The organism is Mesorhizobium sp. BR1-1-15, from assembly GCF_020165475.1.
In the GTDB taxonomy this organism is placed as follows: domain Bacteria; phylum Pseudomonadota; class Alphaproteobacteria; order Rhizobiales; family Rhizobiaceae; genus Mesorhizobium.
This window is the reverse complement of sequence record NZ_JAIUIF010000005.1, coordinates 219,385-237,874: the sequence shown is the minus strand read 5'-3', so window position 1 is coordinate 237,874 and position 18,490 is coordinate 219,385. Positions and strand designations below refer to the sequence as shown.

Sequence of the window (18,490 nt, the reverse complement as noted above, 5' to 3'; positions counted from 1 at the left end):
GGCAATTCGCCGGCTGCTCATGTCTCTTGATGATCCGTAGCAGCCCCTGGCCGGCAAGGGAACGAGACGCAGGCATCTCCCTGACATGCCGCTGGCTCAATCTCTTCCAGTGCCTCCTCCCTTGCCTTCATGTCGCATTTCGTTCAAGAGACGGCGCAAACGCCGCGAAACTGAAGGTTTTGCCGTTTGACACGCGGCTTCCGGCTTTTTGCCGACGCGCCGCGACCTTGAAAGAGCGGAACAATGTCTGCGATCGAAGCCGGCGCTCGCGCGCCGGAAAATCTTTGGCGTCAGGAAATCAGGGCGACGCTGGCGCTCGCCTGGCCGATGGTGCTGACCAATCTCGGCCAGACCGCCATGACGGCCACCGACGTCATGATGATGGGCAGGCTGGGGGCGGACACGCTGGCCAGCGGCGCGCTTGGCGCCAATCTCTATTTCATGCCGCTGATCTTCGGCCTCGGCCTGATGCTGGCGACCTCGCCGATGATGGCGACCGAGCTCGGCCGCCGCCGCCATTCGGTGCGCGACCTGCGCCGCACCGTGCGCCAGGGCCTGTGGCTGGCGATCCTCATCTGCATTCCGATCTGGATCTTTCTCTGGCACGGCGAGAACGTGCTGCTCGCCATGGGCCAGGAGCCCGCTCTGGCGCACAGCGCCGGCATCTATCTGCGCTGGCTGGAATGGGCGGTGCTGCCCTTCTACGGCTATATCGTGCTGCGTTCCTTCATCTCGGCGCTGGAGCGGCCGGGCTGGGCGCTAATCATCGTCTTCGTCGCCGTCGCCTGCAACGCGCTCTTCAACTGGGTGTTCATGTTCGGCAATCTCGGCGTCCCGGCCATGGGCATATCAGGCTCGGGCCTTGCCACCTCGCTGTCCTCAACGCTGATGTTCGTCGGCATGGCCGCCGTGGTGATGTGGGAGAAGAAATTCAGGCGCTATCATCTGTTCGGCCGCTTCTGGCGGTCCGACTGGCCGCGCTTCAAGGGCCTGCTGCGGCTCGGCCTGCCGATCGCCGGCATCCTGGCTTTCGAGGTGACGATCTTCAATGCCGCGGCGCTGCTGATGGGCCTGATCGACGCGGATTCGCTTGCCGCGCACGCCATCGCCATCCAGATCGCGTCGATCTCCTTCATGGTGCCGCTCGGCCTCAACCAGGCGGTGACGGTGCGCGTCGGGCTTGCGCATGGCGCCGGCAATCCGGAAGGCGTCTCGCGCGCCGGCTGGACCGCCTTCGTCATCGGCGTCTCGTTCATGGCCCTGATGGGCCTGGTAATGATCCTGTGGCCGCATCTCTTGATCAGCGCCTTCATCGATCTGACCAATCCAGCCAATGCCAGGGTGATCACGCTTGCCGTATCGTTCCTGGTCTTCGCGGCCCTGTTCCAGGTCTTCGACGGCGCGCAAGCGGTTGCCGCCGGCATGCTGCGCGGCCTGCACGACACCAAGGTGCCGATGATCTATGCCGCCATCGGCTACTGGGGCGTCGGCCTGCCGCTGGGCGTGCTGCTCGCCTTCCCGTTCGGCTTCCATGGCGTCGGCATCTGGATCGGGCTGTCCAGCGGACTGGCGGTGGTGGCGGCGCTGCTTCTGGCGCGCTGGCTACGGCGGGATCGCCTCGCGCCGCCGCTGGTGTTCGAACACTGATGCAGAGGGCCGCCGGGTTGTCCGGTGGCCTTTCCGTCATTGTCGGCGTCAGCTGTTTTTGAGCGCCGGGCTGAACACCATCAGGCTCAGTATTTCGAACAGCACCTGGGCGCCGGCATGCGCGGTGTTGGTGGTCGCGTCATATTGCGGCGCCACCTCGACCACGTCGCCGCCGACGATGTTGAGGCCTTTGAGGCCACGCAGCAGTTCGAGCACTTCCCGAGTCGTCAGGCCGCCGACTTCCGGCGTGCCGGTGCCCGGCGCGAAGGCCGGATCGACGCTGTCGATGTCGAAGGAGACATAGGTCGGTCCGTCGCCGACTATTCTGCGCGCCTTCTCGATGATGGCGGGGATACCGAGGCCGGTCACCTCCTCGGCATGGATCACGGTCATGCCGGATTCGTAGGTGAACTCCCACAGATATTCGGCCGAGCCACGGATGCCGATCTGGATGGTGCGCGTCGGGTCGAGCACGCCATCGAGCACCGCGTTGCGGAACGGGCCACCATGGTGAAACTTGGTCATGTCGAACAAGCCGCTTGTATCGCAATGGGCGTCGATGTGGATGAGGCCGACCGGGGCCTTCTTGCCGACGGCCTTCAGGATCGGATGGCTGATCGAATGGTCGCCGCCGACCGACAATGGAATGACGCCGGCATCGACGATCTGGTTGGTGCGGCGCTCGATGTCCTCATGGCAGGTCTCGAGCCGGTAGCGACTCTGGAACGGCACGTCGCCGATGTCGGCGACCCTGAGCTCATGCGTGGGAGCGCATTCCAGCACGTGATTGTAGGGGCCGATGCGCTCGATGGCGCGCAGCGCCCGCGGCCCGAAGCGGGAGCCCGGCCGGTTGGTGACGCCGAGATCCATCGGCACGCCTGTTATCGCCACCTGCAAATCGCCGAAATCCGGGTTGTCGGCCGATATTTCGCGATAGGGCGCGGCGAGGAAGGTGGGGATACCGGAATAGGGCGCCAGCCGCGTGCCCGACTTGGAAAATATCTTGTCGGCGACCTTGCGGAACTTCGGGTCGAACATCTCGCCGCCATGGCTCTCGCCATATTTGCGGCGCAACGCGTCGAGCTTGCCGCTGTCATAACCCATGTCGGTTTTCTCCTGTCTGTCTCTCCGGAGTGTCCGGTAGCGCTTTGGAAAAATCAATTGCGTTCGGACGGGTTGGCTGCCGCAGGTCTTTCTTTTTGTCGGGCCAGCCTGAAACCGGGCAGCGCTTTTGCCAATTCGATGCTATGAGGCCTGTCGCGATCATGGGCGGCAGGCAGCGAAGGCGGTAACGAGACATGGCCAGGACCGATATTGCGCGGCGCGTCTACAACCATACCTGGAAGCTCGACCCGATCGTGCGCAGCCTGCTGGACACGGATTTCTACAAGCTTCTGATGCTGCAGATGATCTGGGGGATGTACCCCAAGGTCGACGCCACCTTTTCGCTGATCAACCGCACCACTTCGGTGCGGCTGGCCGAGGAGATCGACGAGGGCGAGTTGCGCGAACAGCTTGACCACGCCCGCACCTTGCGCTTCTCCAAGAAGGAGATGATCTGGCTGGGGGGCAACAATTTCTATGGCCGCAAGCAGATCTTCGAGCCGGAATTCCTGGCCTGGCTGGAGAATTTCCGGTTGCCCGAGTACGAGCTTTCCAGGCGCGGCGGGCAGTATGAACTCTCCTTCAGCGGCCCGTGGATGTACACCACGCTGTGGGAGATTCCCGCACTCGCCATCATCAACGAATTGCGCTCGCGCGCCGCCTTGCGTTCGTTCGGGCCTTTCACGCTCGACGTGCTCTACGCCCGCGCCAAGGCCAAGATGTGGGCCAAGACCGAACGGCTGAAGGCGCTGCCCGGCATCCGTATTTCCGACTTCGGCACGCGCCGGCGCCATTCCTTCCTGTGGCAGCGCTGGTGCGTGGAAGCGCTGAAGGAAGGCATCGGCGAGGCTTTCACCGGCACCTCCAACGTGCTTCTGGCCATGGACAACGACCTCGAGGCGCTGGGCACCAACGCGCATGAACTGCCGATGGTGCTTGGGGCGCTGGCCAATTCGGAAAAGGAATTGAAACAGGCGCCCTACAAGGTGCTGCAGGATTGGCAGCGCTACTATGGCGGCAATTTGCTGATCGTGCTGCCCGACGCCTTCGGTACGGCTTCCTTCCTGCGCGACGCGCCGGACTGGGTGGCCGACTGGACGGGCTTTCGCCCCGACAGCGCGCCGCCGATCGAGGGCGGCGAGAAGATCCTGTCCTGGTGGCGCGAGAAGGGCAAGGACCCCAGGCAGAAGCTGCTGATCTTCTCCGACGGGCTCGAGGTCGAGACCATCGAGGAGACCTACCGCCACTTCAAGGGCAAGGTGCGCATGTCCTTCGGCTGGGGCACGAACCTGACCAATGATTTCGAGGGCTGTGCGCCTACGGCGACCGACAGCCTCGACGCCATATCGCTGGTCTGCAAGGTCACCGAGGCCAACGGCCGGCCGGCCGTGAAGCTCTCGGATAATCCAGCCAAGGCGACGGGTGACCTCAAGGAGATCGAGCGGTATCTGCGCATCTTCGGTGAAAAGGACCGGGTGGAGCAGTTGGTCAAGGTGTGAGGGCACGACCGGTGCTTCCGGCATCGCCATACGAGACGGCAAAGTCGGATAGGCTGAGTTCCTTGGCGCCCCCCTCTGTCCTGCCGGACATCTCCCCCTCAAGGGGGGAGATCATGCTGTCATCTTCGTCTTCGCGAACCTCCGGCGTTGCAAGGGAAGCGCCGACAGAGAAACCGCCAATCTCCCCCCTTGAGGGGGAGATGTCCGGCAGGACAGAGGGGGGCGCCGTAGAGTGCCGTCGTCGGTCATTAGCATTTTTGCCTATCGCTCTATTGCTCCTCTCACCCACCCCAGCCTTCGCCCACGCCTCGGACCGCGGCCACGTCCTGCTCCTGCCGACCGGCTATTACCTGATCGGCGGCGCTTTCGCCGTGGCCGCAAGCTTCCTCGTGCTGGCGCTGCTGCCGGCGCATCGGCTCGATCGTTTCTGGCGGCGGCGCCTGCCACTGTTCACACTGGGTGATGATGCCCGCACCGCTGCCAGCCTGATATCCTTTGCCGGCTTGGCATTCCTCATCTCCGCCGGCTTTCTCGGCAGCCGCGATCCGCTCTCCAACCCGCTGCCCTTGGTGATCTGGACACTGCTGTGGGCCGGCTTCACGCTGCTGCAAGGTTTCCTCGGCGATCTCTGGTCCTGGCTCAATCCCTGGTACGGGCCGGTGCGTCTCCTGTTGCGTCTGACCGGCAGAGGCGATGAAGCGGCCAGGCGCCTTCCATCATGGCTCGGATACTGGCTGGCTGTTATCCTGTTCTTCGCTTTTGCCTGGTTCGAGCTCATCGATCCGGCGCCCGACGATCCGACACGGCTGGCCCGGGCCGCCGGCCTCTACTGGTTGTTCACCTTGCTGGCGATGCTGTCGTTCGGTTATGGGGCGTGGGCCCGCAGCGGCGAGTTCCTTACCGTCTTCTTCTCAATGGTGGCACGCTTCGCGCCGCTCGTGCGCGACGAGCGCGGCCGGCTTGCGCTATGCTGGCCGGGCGCCAAGCTGCTGACCGCCGCGCCTTTGCCGGCAAGCGGCGTGGCCTTCCTGCTGCTCGCCCTGTCCTCGGTTTCCTATGACGGCCTGTCGAAGACCTTCTTCTGGCTGGGCCTGTTCGGCATCAATCCGCTTGAATTCCCCGGCCGCACGGCGGTGATCGGCAGCGGCAGTTTTGGCCTCGTCCTGACATTCATGCTGCTTGCGGCGGTCTTCCTGCTTGCCGTGGTCGTCGGCCAGAAGCTCGCCGGCGGCGGCCACAGGCTTGGCGAGGCGACGGGGCTGCTGGTCTGGTCGATCGTGCCGATCGCGCTCGCCTACCACATCGCGCATTACCTGACGGCGCTGCTGGTCGACGGCCAGTATGCGCTTGCGGCGCTGTCCGATCCGTTTGCGCTCGGCTGGAACCTTTTAGGCACCGCCGACATGCAGATCGAGGCCGGCATCGTCGCCGGCGCGGGCTCGGCATGGTGGCTGTGGAACATCCAGGCCGGTGCCATCATTCTCGGTCATCTGCTTGCCGTGCTCGTCGCCCACGGCTTCGCCGCACGCCTGCATCCGGTTCCCGCCCGCGCCGCGCTCAGCCAGTTTCCGCTCACCTTGCTGATGATCGCCTACACCGTCTTCGGCCTCTGGCTGCTCGCCACGCCGACCGTTGGCTAGACGCGGTGGAAATAAACCGGGATCCCCCTGGGGAAACGGCATTGCCGTGTCCGGGCTTTGGTGATTTAGTTTGTACACATGCAATTTCGGCCGTCCGCAGGACGCGGTCTGCTACGTTCCAGCCATTGGTCAAAACTCAAAAACAGGGGAACTGCCGTGACTGACAAGAATGGGTTTTTCGATCTCTCCAAGGCCGGTCTCACCCGCCGCACCGCGCTGAAGGGTCTGGCCGCCGGCGCCGGCCTGGCGGTCGCGCCCGGTTTCGTCCGCTACTCCCAGGCGCAAAGCTCCGCCCCGGTCAAGATCGGCTTCCAGTCGCACCGAACCGGCATCGGCGCCGCCTATGGCCGCTGGTACGAGAAGACCACGGCCGCTGCGGTCAAGGCGATCAACGCGGCCGGCGGCATCAATGGCCGGCCGGTCGAGGTCATCATCGAGGATGACGGCACCGATCCCGGCCGCGGTGCCGAGGTGGTCGGCAAGTTCGCCACCCAGCACAAGACCGACATCGTCTTCGGCACCTTGTTTTCGCATGTCGTCATCGGCTCGGCACCCGCCGCCGGCGAAGCCAAGATGCCCTATTTCGTCGTCAGCGAAGGCCACCATGTCGCCTCGACCAAGCTCAACCGCTATGTCTTCCAGCCCGGCATCACGGACGTAAAGAGCCAGATCCAGTCGATGGCGCCGTGGATCGCGGCCAATGCCGGCAAGAAGGTGACGCAGATCTTCCCCGATTTCGCTTTCGGCTACGACCACCGCGACTACCTCCCGCCGGCGCTGAAGGCGCAGGGCGCAGAGGTCATCGCGCAAATCGCCATTCCGCCGACGGAGAGCTCCTTCACCAAATACTTCCCGCAGATTCCGGCCGAGACCGAGGTGATCTACCACGTCATGGTCGGCCCGGCGGTGCTCACCTTCGTCAAGGAGCTTGGCGAGTTCTACGGTTCCAACCGGCCGCAGCTGTTCGGCTTCATCGATTCGCTCGAAGCCGTCGACATCAACAGCCCCGGGCTCGAATTCCTGGACGGCAGTCATTTCTGGGAAGGCTCGCCGCGTTATGCCCAGGCGGACGATTCCGAGGCGCAGAAGACCTATCGCGCCGCCGTCGGCATCGACGACAATGGCGCGGCCGTCGGCGACCCCAAGGACGTCTCCACCGCCGCGCACATGTTCGGCTGCTGGGAGACGCTCTACGTCGTCAAGAAAGCGATGGAAGACGCCGGCTACAAGGGCCCGGAAGACCGCGCCAAGCTGGTCGAGGCGACCGAGGCGCTGACCGAATTCGCCGAAGGTCCGGAGCATCCGCAGGGGCCAAAAACCTTCAACGGCAAGATCCACCAGTGCTTCGGCATCCAGAACATCTCCAAGGTCGACGGCGGCAAGCTCAAGGTGGTGCACAAGACCAAGATCGAGGACGGGCTTTACGAGGCCGAGGGGGATTATACGACGCAGGCGTTATAGGCCGGCTCAACAGCAAGCGTGAGCGCCAAGCCACCCCCCTCTGTCCTACCGGACCCGGCCCTTCGCTGTCGCTCCGGGCGTTCGTCGTTCGGAAAGCCAAGCAATTGGCTTTCCGTCCGCTGCGCGGACCACTTCTCACCCCCCTCAAGGGGCGCGATTGCGCTATCGGTGAGTGCCTAACCCATGCATTTCGGACCCCACCTCCTCCTTGCCGCCCTCGAAGGGCTCGTCACATCCGCCGTGCTGGCGCTGACCGCGCTCGGCCTGTCGCTGGTGTTCGGCGTGATGCGCGTGGTCAACGTCGCGCATGGCGAGTTCTTCATGCTGGGCGCCGTGCTCGCCTGGGCGATCACGACTGCGATCGGAGGCCATCCGGCGCTCGGGTTCCTGGCGGCACTTATCATCGCACCGCTGGTCGTCGGCGCCCTTGCACTGGTGGCCGAGCGGCTGGTGCTGCGCCGGCTGAACTACAATCCGGAAGCCACCATCGTCGCCACCATCGGCATGCTCTACATTATCCAGCAGCTGGCGCTGACCTTCTATGGTCCGGAAGCGCGCCCGGTAGAGCCGCCCTTCAGCTATCGCATCCTTCTGCCGTGGTTCGGCTATTCGGGCTACAAGCTGTCGATCATCGCGGCATCCGTCCTTCTGCTCGTCGTGACATGGCTGGTGCTGACGCGCACCAGGGTCGGCCTCGTCATGCGTGCCACGCAGTATGACAGCGAGACGGCACAGGCCTTCGGCATCCCTGTCGATCGAGTCTATGGCGGCGTCTTCGCGCTCGGCGCCATGCTGGCGGCCATAGCGGCGGTGCTGATCGTGCCGATCAGCCAGGCGCATTACCTGATGGGGCAGGACCCGCTGCTGCTTTCCTTCATCGTCGTCATCATCGGCGGCCTCGGCTCGCTGCGCGGAACCGTCATCGCCGCCGTGCTGATCGGCCTGTCCGACGGCATCATCTCGATGTTCTTCTCGCCGACGCTGGCCAAGATCATCGCCACGCTGCTGGTCGCCATGGTGCTGGTGTTCCGGCCGCAGGGCCTGTTCGGGACGGCGACGCGATGAGCGAGACCTCGCCGGCAAAAGCCTATGGCTTGCATCTCGGCGTCATCGCGCTGCTTTTTGTCCTGAGCTTGGTGCTGCCGGATTATCATCACGGCCTCGTCGCCCGCATCATGGTGCTGGCGGTCTTCGCCATGGGCTACAATATGCTGTTCGGCTATGTCGGCCTGCTCAGTCTCGGTCATGCCATGTTCTTTGCCGCCGGCCTCTACGGCGCCGGCCTCGCCGTCATCCAGCTTGGCTGGAGCGTGCCGGCGGCTTTGTTGAGCGGTATCGCCTGCGGCGCGGTGCTGGCGCTGGTGATCGGGCTGCTGGCGCTGCGCACTACGGGTGTCGCCTTCATGATCGTCACCATGATGTTCGCGCAGGTCTTTTACCTCCTCATCCTCTATTTTGCCGCGTGGACCGGCGGCGACCAGGGCATAGTGGTGCCGCAGCCGGCACGCGTCCTGAATTTCGGCGCGACGTCGCTCGATCTCACCAATCCGACGGTGCGCTACATGAGCGCGCTGGCTCTGTTCTCGCTCGTGCTTCTGGTCACGCTGGCCGTCGTCCGCTCCCGATACGGCCGCGTGCTGGTCGCCATCCGCGAGAACGAGGAACGGACCAAAATGCTGGGGTACGACACCTTCTCCAACAAGCTCGCCGCCGTGGTCGTCTCCGGCGCCATCTGCGCGGCGTCGGGCGCTGCCTATGCGCTGCTGTTCGGCTATGTCGGCTCGAGCTTCGCCTCGGTACAGTACTCGATCCTGCCGCTGCTGTGGGTGCTGCTCGGCGGCGCCGCCACCACGCTCGGACCGCTGATCGGCACGCTGTTCATGTACTATGTTATCGACGTCACCAGCGGCTTCACCTCCGCCTACCTGTTGATCGTCGGCGTCGCGTTGATCCTGCTGGTGCTGTTCTTCCCGAAAGGCATTCTGGGCAGCATCCGGCAGCGCTGGCTCGGATGGCTGCCATGACGCCGCTTCTGACCACCAAAGGCCTGTCGCGCAATTTCGGCGGCCTGCGCGCCGTCGACAGCGTCGATTTCACCTTGGTGCCGGGCGAAATCCGCGCCGTCATCGGCCCCAACGGTGCCGGGAAGACCACTTTCGTCAGCCTGATCAGCGGCCGTATCCCGCCCTCGTCCGGATCGATCGTTTTCGACGGCTCCGACATCACCGGCCTGCCGGCCTATGTCAGGGTCCGCCAGGGCATCGCCTACACGTTCCAGATCACCAGCATCTATGCCAACCTGTCCGTTTACGCCAACGTCGCGCTGCCCGTGCAACTGACGCTACGGCATGGCCATTCCAAGAGCGCGATACAGGCCGCTGTCATGTCGGCGCTCGCACGCACCGGGCTGGCCGACCGCGCCCATATGCCGGCCGGTCAATTGTCCTATGGCCACCAGCGCCTGCTGGAGGTGGCGATGGGCCTGGCGCTGAAGCCGCGCCTGCTGATCCTCGACGAGCCGACGCAGGGGCTCGCCGACAGCGAGATCGACAATTTCATCGCCCTGGTGCGCGAGATCGCCAGCGACGCCACCGTGCTCCTGATCGAGCACAACATGCCTGTCGTCATGCAGCTTGCCGACCGCATCACCGTTTTCAACGCCGGCAAGATCCTGGCAGAGGGCACGCCGGAGGCGATCCGCGAAAATGCGGCGGTGCAGGAAGCCTATCTGGGGACCGCCCCATGACCGAGACGAGCAAGACGCAAGCGTTGCGGATCGCGGGACTGGACTGCTTCTATGGCGAGATCCAGGTGCTCTATGGGCTCGACCTGGTGCTGAACAAGGGCGAGGTGCTGTGCCTGTTCGGCCGCAACGGCGCCGGCAAGACGACGACGCTGAAAGCCATCATGGGACTGGTCCGGGCGAGTGCCGGTTCGATCAGCCTCGCAGGCCAGGAATTGACCGGCCTGGCCGCCCACGAGGTGCCCAAAGCCGGCATTGCCTATGTGCCGCAAGGCAGGCGGCTGTTCGCCGAAATGACGGTGGCGGAGAACATCGAGATCGGGCTGATGGCGCGCGGCAAGGGGAAGGCCGTGCGCGAAAACGTGCTCAACCTGTTCCCGCTGCTGCGCCAGCGGCTCAGGCAGCGCTCGGGCACCTTGTCGGGCGGCGAGCAGCAGATGCTGGCCATGGCACGCGCGCTCTGCCTGGAACCGCAGGTGCTACTGCTCGACGAGCCGACCGAAGGGCTGATGCCGTCGATGATCGCAAAAATCCGCGAAACGGTGGCGAAGCTGCGCGAACTGGGCGTTTCCACCATCCTGGTGGAGCAGCGGGTCGACGCCGTGCTGTCGGTAGCCGACCGCGTCGCCTTCATCGAGAACGGCCGCAACCGCGAGACGGTCGATGTCGAGGCGTTGCGCGCCGACCCGTCGGCGGTCAGGCGCTATGTCGGCGTAGGCTGAGCACTATCTCCCCTAGTAGCCGTTCCGCGTCAACCGCTTGGCGCCATCGTGGGCTTATCCAAAGAACAAAAACCCGGCGATCAAAAACGTCGGGATCAGCACCGCGCCCGACCATGCCATGTAGCCGAAAAAACCCGGCATGTTCACGCCGCGGTGCCGGGCAATGGCGTAGACCATGAAGTTCGGCGCGTTGCCGATATAGGTGTTGGCGCCCATGAACACCGCACCCGCCGAGATCGCCGCCAAGGTCGAAGCGAGCTCCGTCATCAGATGCCGGGGAGCGCCGCCGGCCAGCTCGAAGAACACCAGGTAGGTTGGAGCGTTATCCAGGAAGGACGACAGCGCTCCGGTCAGCCAGAAATAGGCGAGATCGTTGGGCATGCCCTGCGCTGACGTGACGAGCGCGACCAGCGGCGCTAGCGCGCCTTCGTGGCCGGCCCTCAGGATGGCGACCACGGGCACGATGCAGACGAAGATGCCGGCGAACAGTTTCGCCACTTCCGCGATCGGCCCCCAGTTGAAACCGTTCGCCTGCCGATACTCCTTGCGCGAGACGGCCAGCGAAACGAAGGCAAGCGCCAGGATGACGGCATCGCGCACAAGGTTCTGCAACTCGAGGTCCACCCCCTGAATGGAAAGACTGATGCCGGGCTTCCATGTGGCCGAAAGCAGGATCGCACCGATCACGCCGGCCAGCAGCGGCAGGTTGGGGAGGCCGCGGATGCGCACTTTCGTGTCCGGCGTCGGGTCCTTGATCTTTGGCGCGCCCATTTCGCGGCGATGCAGCGTGGTGTCGATCGCCAGGAAGACGGCGAGCACGACGACGCTGACGAACAGGGTCTCGCGCCAGAGGTTGGCGGTGGTCCAGAAGAAATCGACGCCGCGCAGGAAGCCGACGAACAGCGGCGGGTCGCCGAGCGGCGTCAGCGAACCGCCGATGTTGGACACCAGGAAGATGAAGAAGATGATGACATGGGCGTTGAACGGCCGGTTGTCATTGGCGCGGATAAGCGGCCGGATAAGGATCATCGAGGCGCCGGTAGTGCCGATGACGGAAGCGAGCAGGGCGCCGATGAGCAGCAGCCCGGCATTGACCAATGGCGTGCCGTGGATGTTGCCGGCCACGAGAATGCCGCCCGAAATGGTGAACAGCGCGAACAGGAGAATGATGAACGACATGTATTCGGTGAGCAGCGCATGCAGCACCGCTTCCGTTGCCACCGTCGTGCCGAAGGCCGATGCGAGCGGCACCACCACGAGAGCCGCCCAAAATGCAGCAATCTTGCCGTAATGATGCTCCCAGACATGGTTGAAAAGCAGCGGTCCCGTGGCGATCGACAGCAACAGCCCGGCAAAGGGCAGTGCCCACCACAGCGACATCGTCCGGCCTGGCAGGCCGTGCTCTTCCGCGGCGAAGGCCGTTCCCGGTAACAGCATCGCGACAGCCACCACGGCACTTGCCGTCAAAGCCGTCGCCCCTATCGACCCCTTCTCTTCTCCCACGATGAGGTCAGTCCGCCGCGTGGTCTTCGAGCGTCACGCCTGCTTGGCGCATCCTTGCCAACATCGTCTCGACCGAACCGTTGAGGTCGATCCCGCGGCAGGCATCGAGCCTGACAGTGGTCCTGAACCCCTGCTTGACCGCGTCGAGCGCCGAGAAGGCGACGCAGAAATCGGTCGCCAGGCCGACCAGGGTCAGAGTGTCGATGCCGCGCTCCCTGAGATAGCCGGCAAGGCCGGTCGGCGTCGTGTGGTCGTTCTCGAAGAAGGCCGAATAGCTGTCGATATCAGGCCGAAATCCCTTGCGGATGACGAGCTCGGCCTTGGTCCAGGCAAGACCCGAGTGAAAATCCGAGCCGAGGCTGCCCTGGATACAATGGTCAGGCCACAATGTCTGCTGGCCGTAGGGCATCTCGATGGTTTCAAAAGGCTGGGCGCCTGGATGGCTTGAGGCAAAGCTCGAATGGCCGGCTGGATGCCAGTCCTGCGTCAGCACGACATGATCGGTTCGCCGGATCAGGTCGTTGACCAGCGGCACGATCTCGTCGCCGCCGGTCACAGCCAACGCGCCGCCAGGGCAAAAGTCGTTCTGCAGGTCGATGACGACAAGCGCTTCTTCGGCCATGGGGTTCCTTCCTGTCGGTATCGGGCGCGGGCTCCCAAGGGGATCCCGGCGAAAGAAAGCCGCTGGCGCGACCGGAGGGAGAAACTTGACCAGATGGCGGGCCGCGTCAACCATTAGAGCGCCGGGCGCAACCCCGAACGCGCAAAGGGCGCCCCAGCACCTAGATTTTGCGAAGAACAAATGCGTGGCGGCGGCAGCCGTGCGGGTGCTGCGCAAACTCCGGCTTTGACAATTTCCGCCGACTTGATATCATTTGCATACGAATGAATTTAAGCCGGGCCCGGACGCCGGCAAGTTCCCTCGGAAAGGCCCTTTTTCTGGGAAGGCAAAGCGTGATCCGTTACGCGAAACCCACCACGGTCGACGAGGCGCTCGCCCTGCTTGGCGAAGCTTCGTGGCGCATCCTTGCCGGCGGCACCGACTTCTACCCGGCGCAAGGCAACAAGCCTTTCCGCGACAATGTGCTCGACGTCAACGGGCTGGCCGCGCTGCGCGGCATTGCGGAAACGGAAACGCACTGGCAGATCGGGGCGCGCACCAGCTGGACCGATATCGTTCGCCATCCCTTGCCGCCGGCCTTCGATGCGCTGAAAGCGGCCGCGCGGGAGGTCGGGTCCGTTCAGATCCAGAATGTCGCCTCGATCGCCGGCAATCTCTGCAACGCTTCGCCGGCCGCGGATGGCGTGCCGGCGCTGCTGGTGCTCGACGCCGAGATAGAACTGCGCTCGGCGCAAGCGGTGCGCCACCTGCCGCTCCGGGAATTCATCCTCGGCAATCGCCGCACGGACCTGCGGCCCGGCGAGATGGTAACCGCCATCCGCGTGCCGAAAGCGGCCGGCGCGGGTATGTCGGCTTTCGTCAAGCTCGGCGCGCGGCGCTATCTCGTCATCTCGATCGCCATGGTGGGGGCACGCCTAGTCGTGCAGGACGGCATCGTCGAGCAAGCGGCGGTCGCCGTCGGTTCCTGCTCGGCTGTTGCAAAGCGGCTCGGCGGGGTCGAGGCGGCCCTGCGCGGACTGGCGGCGGATCATGGGCTGGCTACAGCGGTCCTCGCCGCGCCGATGGAAGAGCTGTCGCCGATCGGCGACGTGCGCGGCAGCGCCGAATACCGGCAGGACGCGGCGCGCGAAATCGTTGTCCGCGCCGTGCTTGCGGCGGCGGGGCCGATGAGCGGTGACAGGGTGGCGGCATGAACAAAGCTCAGCCTCACATCAGCCAGGCTCGACCCGGCGGGGCCCTATCCGGCAGTGATGCAGTTGGCCTGGCACGCGCGGAGATCACCTTCGCGGTCAACGGCGCCGCCGTCTCGGTCAACGTGCCGCCGCTGCGCCGGCTGTCTGCGGTGCTGCGCGATGAATTGCTGCTGACCGGGACCAAGGTCGGCTGCGACGCCGGCGACTGCGGCGCCTGCACGGTGCTGGTCGATGGCGATCCGGTCTGCGCCTGCCTGATGCCTGCGGCGTCGGCCGCCGGAGCGTCGGTAACGACGGTCGAAGGGCTCGCCAATGGCCGGCTGTCGGCACTACAGGCCTCCTTCCTGGCGCATGGTGCGGCGCAGTGCGGCATCTGCACGCCGGGCCTGCTGGTGGCGGCGACGGCCCTGCTGGAGAAGAAAGCCAGGCCGAGCGAGATCGAAGTGCAGGACGCGCTTGGTGGTGTCCTCTGCCGTTGCACCGGGTACCGGAAGATCGTCGCTGCTGTGATGGATGCGTCCGCCCAGGCTGCAAGCCTGGATTTCCGTCTGCCTCGGTCCGGTCACGCCATTGGTTCCTCCCCGATCCGGCTCGATGGCGTGCCGAAGGTGACCGGCGGTGAGAAATTCGGCGGCGATTCGTTCCCGGCCGATGCGCTGGCGGTGCTGGTAATCCGCTCGCCGCACTACCATGCCAGCTTCGCCTTCGGCGACCTCGATGGCTGGGCAAAAGCTCGTCCCGGCATCGCCGGTATCTTCACGGCGGCCGATATCCCGGGAAAGAACTGTTTCGGCGTCATCGGTCCGTTCGCCGACCAGCCGGCTCTCGCCGAAGGCTTGGCGCGGTTTCGCGGCGAGGCGGTGGCGCTTGTTGCCGGCGAGCGCGAGGCGATGCTCGATCTCGACCTGTCGGATTTCCCGATCCGCTGGACCGAATTGCCACACCTGTTGCAGCCTTGCGAGGCACAGGCCGAAGGAGCGGCGCTGATCCATGCGAACCGTCCGGCCAACCTTCTGACCAAGGGCTTCGTCGAACGCGGCGATCCCGAGACGGCGCTTGCCGATGCCGCTGTCACCGTGACCGGTGCGATCGAGACGTCCTATGTCGAGCATGCCTATATCGAGCCGGAAGCCGGCCATGCCTATATGGATGGCGACACGCTGGTCGTCGTCGCCTGCACGCAGGCGCCCTATATGGACCGCGACGACACGGCGAAGGTGCTGGGCCTGCCCGTCGACAAGGTGCGCATCGTGCCGACCGCGACGGGCGGCGGTTTTGGTTCCAAACTCGACGTGTCCCTGCAACCGCTGGTCGGCCTGGTGGCGATGAGGACCGGGCGGCCGGCGGCGCTTGCCTACACGCGCAATGAATCGATGATGTCGACCACCAAGCGCCACCCGGCGCAGATGCAAGCGACCATTGGCGCCGACGCCGAGGGCCATGTCACGGGCATGATTTTCTCAGGCGATTTCAACACCGGGGCGTACGCGAGCTGGGGACCGACCGTCGCCAACCGCGTGCCGGTGCATGCCTCGGGTCCCTATGCCACCCCGAACTACCGCGCGGAAGGCCGCGCCGTGCATACGCATGGGCCGATTTCCGGCGCTTTCCGGGGCTTCGGCGTGCCGCAGGCGACGATCATGCAGGAGACCTTGTACGACGAGCTGGCCGGCAAGCTCGGCATCGACCGGCTCGACTTCCGCTTGAGAAACTGCCTTCGTAACGGATCCGAAACAGTCACCGGACAGAGACTGGAATCGGGCGTCGGCATTGCCGAATGCCTCGATGCCCTGCGGCCGCATTGGGCGCGTGCAGTGGCTGACGCGGATGCCTTCAACAGTGCCAACGTGGATAAAAAGCGCGGCGTCGGCATCGCCTCCTGCTGGTATGGCTGCGGCAACACCTCGCTGCCCAATCCGTCGACCATCCGGGTCGGCATCGCGGCTTCAGGCGAGATCATCCTGCACCAGGGCGCGGTCGATATCGGCCAGGGCTCCAACACCGTCATCACGCAAATCTGCGCCGACGCGCTCGGCCTGCCCCTGGAAAGGTTCCGGCTGAAAAACGCCGACACCGCGATTACTCCCGATGCCGGCAAGACCTCGGCCTCGCGCCAGACCTTCGTCACCGGCAAGGCGGCCGAGAAGGCCGGCCGCGCCTTGCGCGAAAAAATCCTGCGCTTTGCCAATGTCTCGGAAAAAGCGTCGCTTCAGCTCGAAGGTCCGGCGATCGTCATCCGTGAGGGCGAGGCGGTCCGCCGTGTCGATCTTGGCACACTCGAAGCGGATATCCACGGCTTCGTCTTCCGCGCCGAGGAGACCTACGACCCGCCGACGCTGCCGCTCGACGCCAAGGGCCAGGGCAAGCCCTATGCGGTCTATGGTTACGGCGCGCAGATCGCCGAGCTCGAGGTCGACCTCAAGCTCGGCACGGTCAAGCTGGTCAAGATCACAGCCGCGCACGATGTCGGCAAGGCGATCAACCCGCTGCTGGTCGAGGGTCAGATCGAGGGCGGCATCGCGCAAGGCATCGGCATGGCGCTGATGGAAGAGTACATTCCCGGCCGCACCGAGAATTTGCACGATTATCTCATTCCGACCATCGGCGACGTGCCGCCGATCGAGACGATATTGATCGAGGTGCCAGACCCGGAAGGGCCATTCGGCGCCAAGGGCCTGGGCGAACATGTGCTGATCCCGACGGCGCCGGCGATCCTCAACGCCATCCGCCATGCCACTGGTGTGCTGGTCACCAAAGTTCCGGCGACGCCGACTCGCATCCGCGCCGCCATCCGCGAGAAGGAGGCATGCCGATGAGCGAGCTTGCCGAACGCTTCGAAACCCATGATCCCGGCGAGAAGCTGGTGGCGGAGAAGATCCGCTGCGATGCCTGCCCTGTGATGTGCTACATATCAGATGGCCGCACCGGCGCTTGCGACCGCTACGGCAATGCCGGCGGCCGGATCGTGCGCATGGACCCGCTGACCATTCTCGATCATACCGCCGAGATCGGCGGCGCTGTCGTGCCCTTCGTCGCCGAGGGCGAGGCCTGGGACGGCGAACTGGTCAACACCGGCCGCCGCTTCGTCACGGCGATCGGGGCAGGAACCACCTATCCCGACTACAAGCCGGCGCCCTTCATCGTCAGCCAGCAGGTCGAGGGCGTCGATCTCGTCACCGTCGTCACGGAGGGCATCTTCTCCTATTGCGGCGTCAAGGTGAAGATCGACACCGACCGTCATATCGGACCCGAAACGGCTGTCGTGCGGTCGCAAGGCGAGGCGATCGGTCATGTCACGACAGGCGAATATGGCTCGCAGATGCTGTCGCTGGGCGGCGTGCATCATCTGACCGGCGGCTCCAAGGCCGAAGGCCGCGCCACCTGCGATGCGCTGCTCGATCTGTGCAACCGCAAGCCAGTAGAACTGAGCATCGACGGCGGAGCCACGATAACAGTCGAAGCCGGCAAACCGCCTGTCATCGACGGCAAGCAGGAGCACCGCATGCGGGTCGGCTGCGGGTCGGCGACCATCGGCATGTTCGCCACCCAATGGCGCGGCCTGGTCGACGAGGTGGTGGTGGTCGACGACCACATCACCGGCGTCATCTCCGAGCATCAGGCCGGCAAGGTGCTGGGCTGGCAGGACACGGGGATAAAGATCATCGGCCGCCGCTCGACGCCCGGCCGCTACTTCAAGGTGTCCGAGCCCGGCCCCGGCTGGGGCGGCACCAGCATATCCGACCCGCTGTCGATCCTGGGCGAATGGAACGCCAAGAAGGGCGCGCGGCCCGGCCTGTCGCTGCTGATGGTTTCGACCACCGGCGAACAGTTCGCCTATTACGAACTCGACGACCAGTTGAAGCCTGTCGAAAAGCCGTTCCCGGAACGGTTGCAAAAGTCGGTCAGGCTGATCGAGGATAATTGCGAACCGGCGCTGTGCACCGTGCTGTTCATCGGCGGCGCCGGCGGTTCGCTGCGCGCCGGCGTCACCGAAAACCCCGTCAACCTGACGCGTTCCGTGCAGGGCCTGACCACTTATGTGACGGTCGGCGGCGCGCCGGTCTATGTCTGGCCGGGCGGCGGCATCACGCTGATGGTGGATGTGACGCGCGTGCCGGAAGGCGCCTTCGGCTATGTGCCTACGCCGGCGCTGGTGGCGCCCATCGAATTCACGCTGCGCCGCGACGACTATGTCAGGCTCGGCGGCTACGACGCCGAGATCCGCAGCGTCGAGGATGTCGTTGCCAAGGGTGGCGAGTACCTGAACGCGCGTCGGGGCGACGGTGCGCCGGCCGGCAACCCATGGCCGCCGCTGGCGCAATTGCGGCGCACGCCCGCGAACGGGGCCGCGTGACG

At 64.9% G+C, this 18,490-nt stretch carries 14 protein-coding genes; 11 read left to right on the top strand and 3 right to left on the bottom strand.

The window, feature by feature from the left end; translation table 11 throughout:
• The first annotated feature begins 243 nt into the window (after positions 1-243).
• Entirely contained in the window at positions 244-1,647 is a 1,404-nt protein-coding gene (locus LB541_RS11860; protein WP_140491373.1) for an MATE family efflux transporter, read from the top strand.
• A gap of 48 nt (positions 1,648-1,695) precedes the next feature.
• Here LB541_RS11860 and speB read toward each other — a convergent pair whose 3' ends face one another.
• Positions 1,696-2,751 carry an agmatinase gene (gene speB, locus LB541_RS11855; RefSeq protein ID WP_140491375.1) on the bottom strand — a complete coding sequence of 352 codons (1,056 nt, stop codon included), beginning with the start codon at positions 2,749-2,751 and terminating at the stop codon, positions 1,696-1,698.
• Positions 2,752-2,945: 194 nt separating this feature from the next.
• On the opposite strand from speB, the gene pncB reads away from it, so the two are divergent.
• The 7 genes from pncB to LB541_RS11820 all read left to right on the top strand — a co-directional run bounded on the left by pncB (position 2,946) and on the right by LB541_RS11820 (position 10,816).
• A complete protein-coding gene (gene pncB, locus LB541_RS11850; RefSeq protein WP_140563619.1) occupies positions 2,946-4,250 on the top strand; it encodes a nicotinate phosphoribosyltransferase in 1,305 nt (434 codons plus the stop codon).
• A gap of 200 nt (positions 4,251-4,450) precedes the next feature.
• Positions 4,451-5,890: a hypothetical protein gene (locus LB541_RS11845; RefSeq protein WP_224618474.1), complete on the top strand. Its 1,440-nt coding sequence runs from the start codon at positions 4,451-4,453 to the stop codon at positions 5,888-5,890.
• Positions 5,891-6,046: 156 nt separating this feature from the next.
• Positions 6,047-7,351 carry an ABC transporter substrate-binding protein gene (locus LB541_RS11840; protein WP_224618472.1) on the top strand — a complete coding sequence of 435 codons (1,305 nt, stop codon included), beginning with the start codon at positions 6,047-6,049 and terminating at the stop codon, positions 7,349-7,351.
• A gap of 183 nt (positions 7,352-7,534) precedes the next feature.
• The gene (locus LB541_RS11835) at positions 7,535-8,416 is read left to right on the top strand and encodes a branched-chain amino acid ABC transporter permease (protein ID WP_140491384.1); all 882 of its coding nucleotides are present in this window, start codon (positions 7,535-7,537) and stop codon (positions 8,414-8,416) included.
• Positions 8,413-9,375 (top strand): branched-chain amino acid ABC transporter permease, encoded by a 963-nt coding sequence (locus LB541_RS11830; RefSeq protein ID WP_224618470.1) that lies wholly within the window; start codon positions 8,413-8,415, stop codon positions 9,373-9,375. Before LB541_RS11835 ends, LB541_RS11830 begins: the two co-directional genes overlap by 4 nt.
• Positions 9,372-10,097 (top strand): ABC transporter ATP-binding protein, encoded by a 726-nt coding sequence (locus LB541_RS11825; RefSeq protein WP_140514343.1) that lies wholly within the window; start codon positions 9,372-9,374, stop codon positions 10,095-10,097. Before LB541_RS11830 ends, LB541_RS11825 begins: the two co-directional genes overlap by 4 nt.
• Positions 10,094-10,816: an ABC transporter ATP-binding protein gene (locus LB541_RS11820; RefSeq protein ID WP_140514341.1), complete on the top strand. Its 723-nt coding sequence runs from the start codon at positions 10,094-10,096 to the stop codon at positions 10,814-10,816. The genes LB541_RS11825 and LB541_RS11820 overlap by 4 nt, the downstream gene beginning before the upstream one ends.
• A 54-nt stretch (positions 10,817-10,870) precedes the next feature.
• Here the strand turns inward: LB541_RS11820 and LB541_RS11815 are convergent, their stop codons facing one another.
• Together LB541_RS11815 and pncA are read right to left on the bottom strand one after the other, a co-directional pair.
• Positions 10,871-12,253: a sodium:proton antiporter gene (locus tag LB541_RS11815; RefSeq protein WP_140739052.1), complete on the bottom strand. Its 1,383-nt coding sequence runs from the start codon at positions 12,251-12,253 to the stop codon at positions 10,871-10,873.
• Positions 12,254-12,326: 73 nt separating this feature from the next.
• Positions 12,327-12,941: a bifunctional nicotinamidase/pyrazinamidase gene (gene pncA, locus LB541_RS11810; protein WP_140514339.1), complete on the bottom strand. Its 615-nt coding sequence runs from the start codon at positions 12,939-12,941 to the stop codon at positions 12,327-12,329.
• A 332-nt stretch (positions 12,942-13,273) separates the two neighbouring features.
• On the opposite strand from pncA, the gene LB541_RS11805 reads away from it, so the two are divergent.
• From LB541_RS11805 to LB541_RS11795, 3 genes are read left to right on the top strand one after another with little or no spacing between them, the layout of a single operon-like run.
• Positions 13,274-14,134 (top strand): FAD binding domain-containing protein, encoded by an 861-nt coding sequence (locus tag LB541_RS11805; RefSeq protein WP_140491394.1) that lies wholly within the window; start codon positions 13,274-13,276, stop codon positions 14,132-14,134.
• Complete coding sequence (locus LB541_RS11800; RefSeq protein ID WP_140738896.1) at positions 14,131-16,950, top strand: molybdopterin-dependent oxidoreductase; 2,820 nt, start codon at positions 14,131-14,133, stop codon at positions 16,948-16,950. Before LB541_RS11805 ends, LB541_RS11800 begins: the two co-directional genes overlap by 4 nt.
• A complete protein-coding gene (locus LB541_RS11795) occupies positions 16,947-18,488 on the top strand; it encodes a 6-hydroxynicotinate reductase (protein WP_140649642.1) in 1,542 nt (513 codons plus the stop codon). The genes LB541_RS11800 and LB541_RS11795 overlap by 4 nt, the downstream gene beginning before the upstream one ends.
• Positions 18,489-18,490: the final 2 nt, after the last annotated feature.

Coding starts and splice junctions, on each gene's coding strand:
- LB541_RS11860 (WP_140491373.1), top strand. CDS start 244: ATGTCTGCGATCGAAGCCGGCGCTCGCGCGCCGGAAAATCTTTGGCGT.
- speB (WP_140491375.1), bottom strand. CDS start 2,751: ATGGGTTATGACAGCGGCAAGCTCGACGCGTTGCGCCGCAAATATGGC.
- pncB (WP_140563619.1), top strand. CDS start 2,946: ATGGCCAGGACCGATATTGCGCGGCGCGTCTACAACCATACCTGGAAG.
- LB541_RS11845 (WP_224618474.1), top strand. CDS start 4,451: ATGTCCGGCAGGACAGAGGGGGGCGCCGTAGAGTGCCGTCGTCGGTCA.
- LB541_RS11835 (WP_140491384.1), top strand. CDS start 7,535: ATGCATTTCGGACCCCACCTCCTCCTTGCCGCCCTCGAAGGGCTCGTC.
- LB541_RS11830 (WP_224618470.1), top strand. CDS start 8,413: ATGAGCGAGACCTCGCCGGCAAAAGCCTATGGCTTGCATCTCGGCGTC.
- LB541_RS11825 (WP_140514343.1), top strand. CDS start 9,372: ATGACGCCGCTTCTGACCACCAAAGGCCTGTCGCGCAATTTCGGCGGC.
- LB541_RS11820 (WP_140514341.1), top strand. CDS start 10,094: ATGACCGAGACGAGCAAGACGCAAGCGTTGCGGATCGCGGGACTGGAC.
- LB541_RS11815 (WP_140739052.1), bottom strand. CDS start 12,253: ATGCTGTTACCGGGAACGGCCTTCGCCGCGGAAGAGCACGGCCTGCCA.
- pncA (WP_140514339.1), bottom strand. CDS start 12,941: ATGGCCGAAGAAGCGCTTGTCGTCATCGACCTGCAGAACGACTTTTGC.
- LB541_RS11800 (WP_140738896.1), top strand. CDS start 14,131: ATGAACAAAGCTCAGCCTCACATCAGCCAGGCTCGACCCGGCGGGGCC.
- LB541_RS11795 (WP_140649642.1), top strand. CDS start 16,947: ATGAGCGAGCTTGCCGAACGCTTCGAAACCCATGATCCCGGCGAGAAG.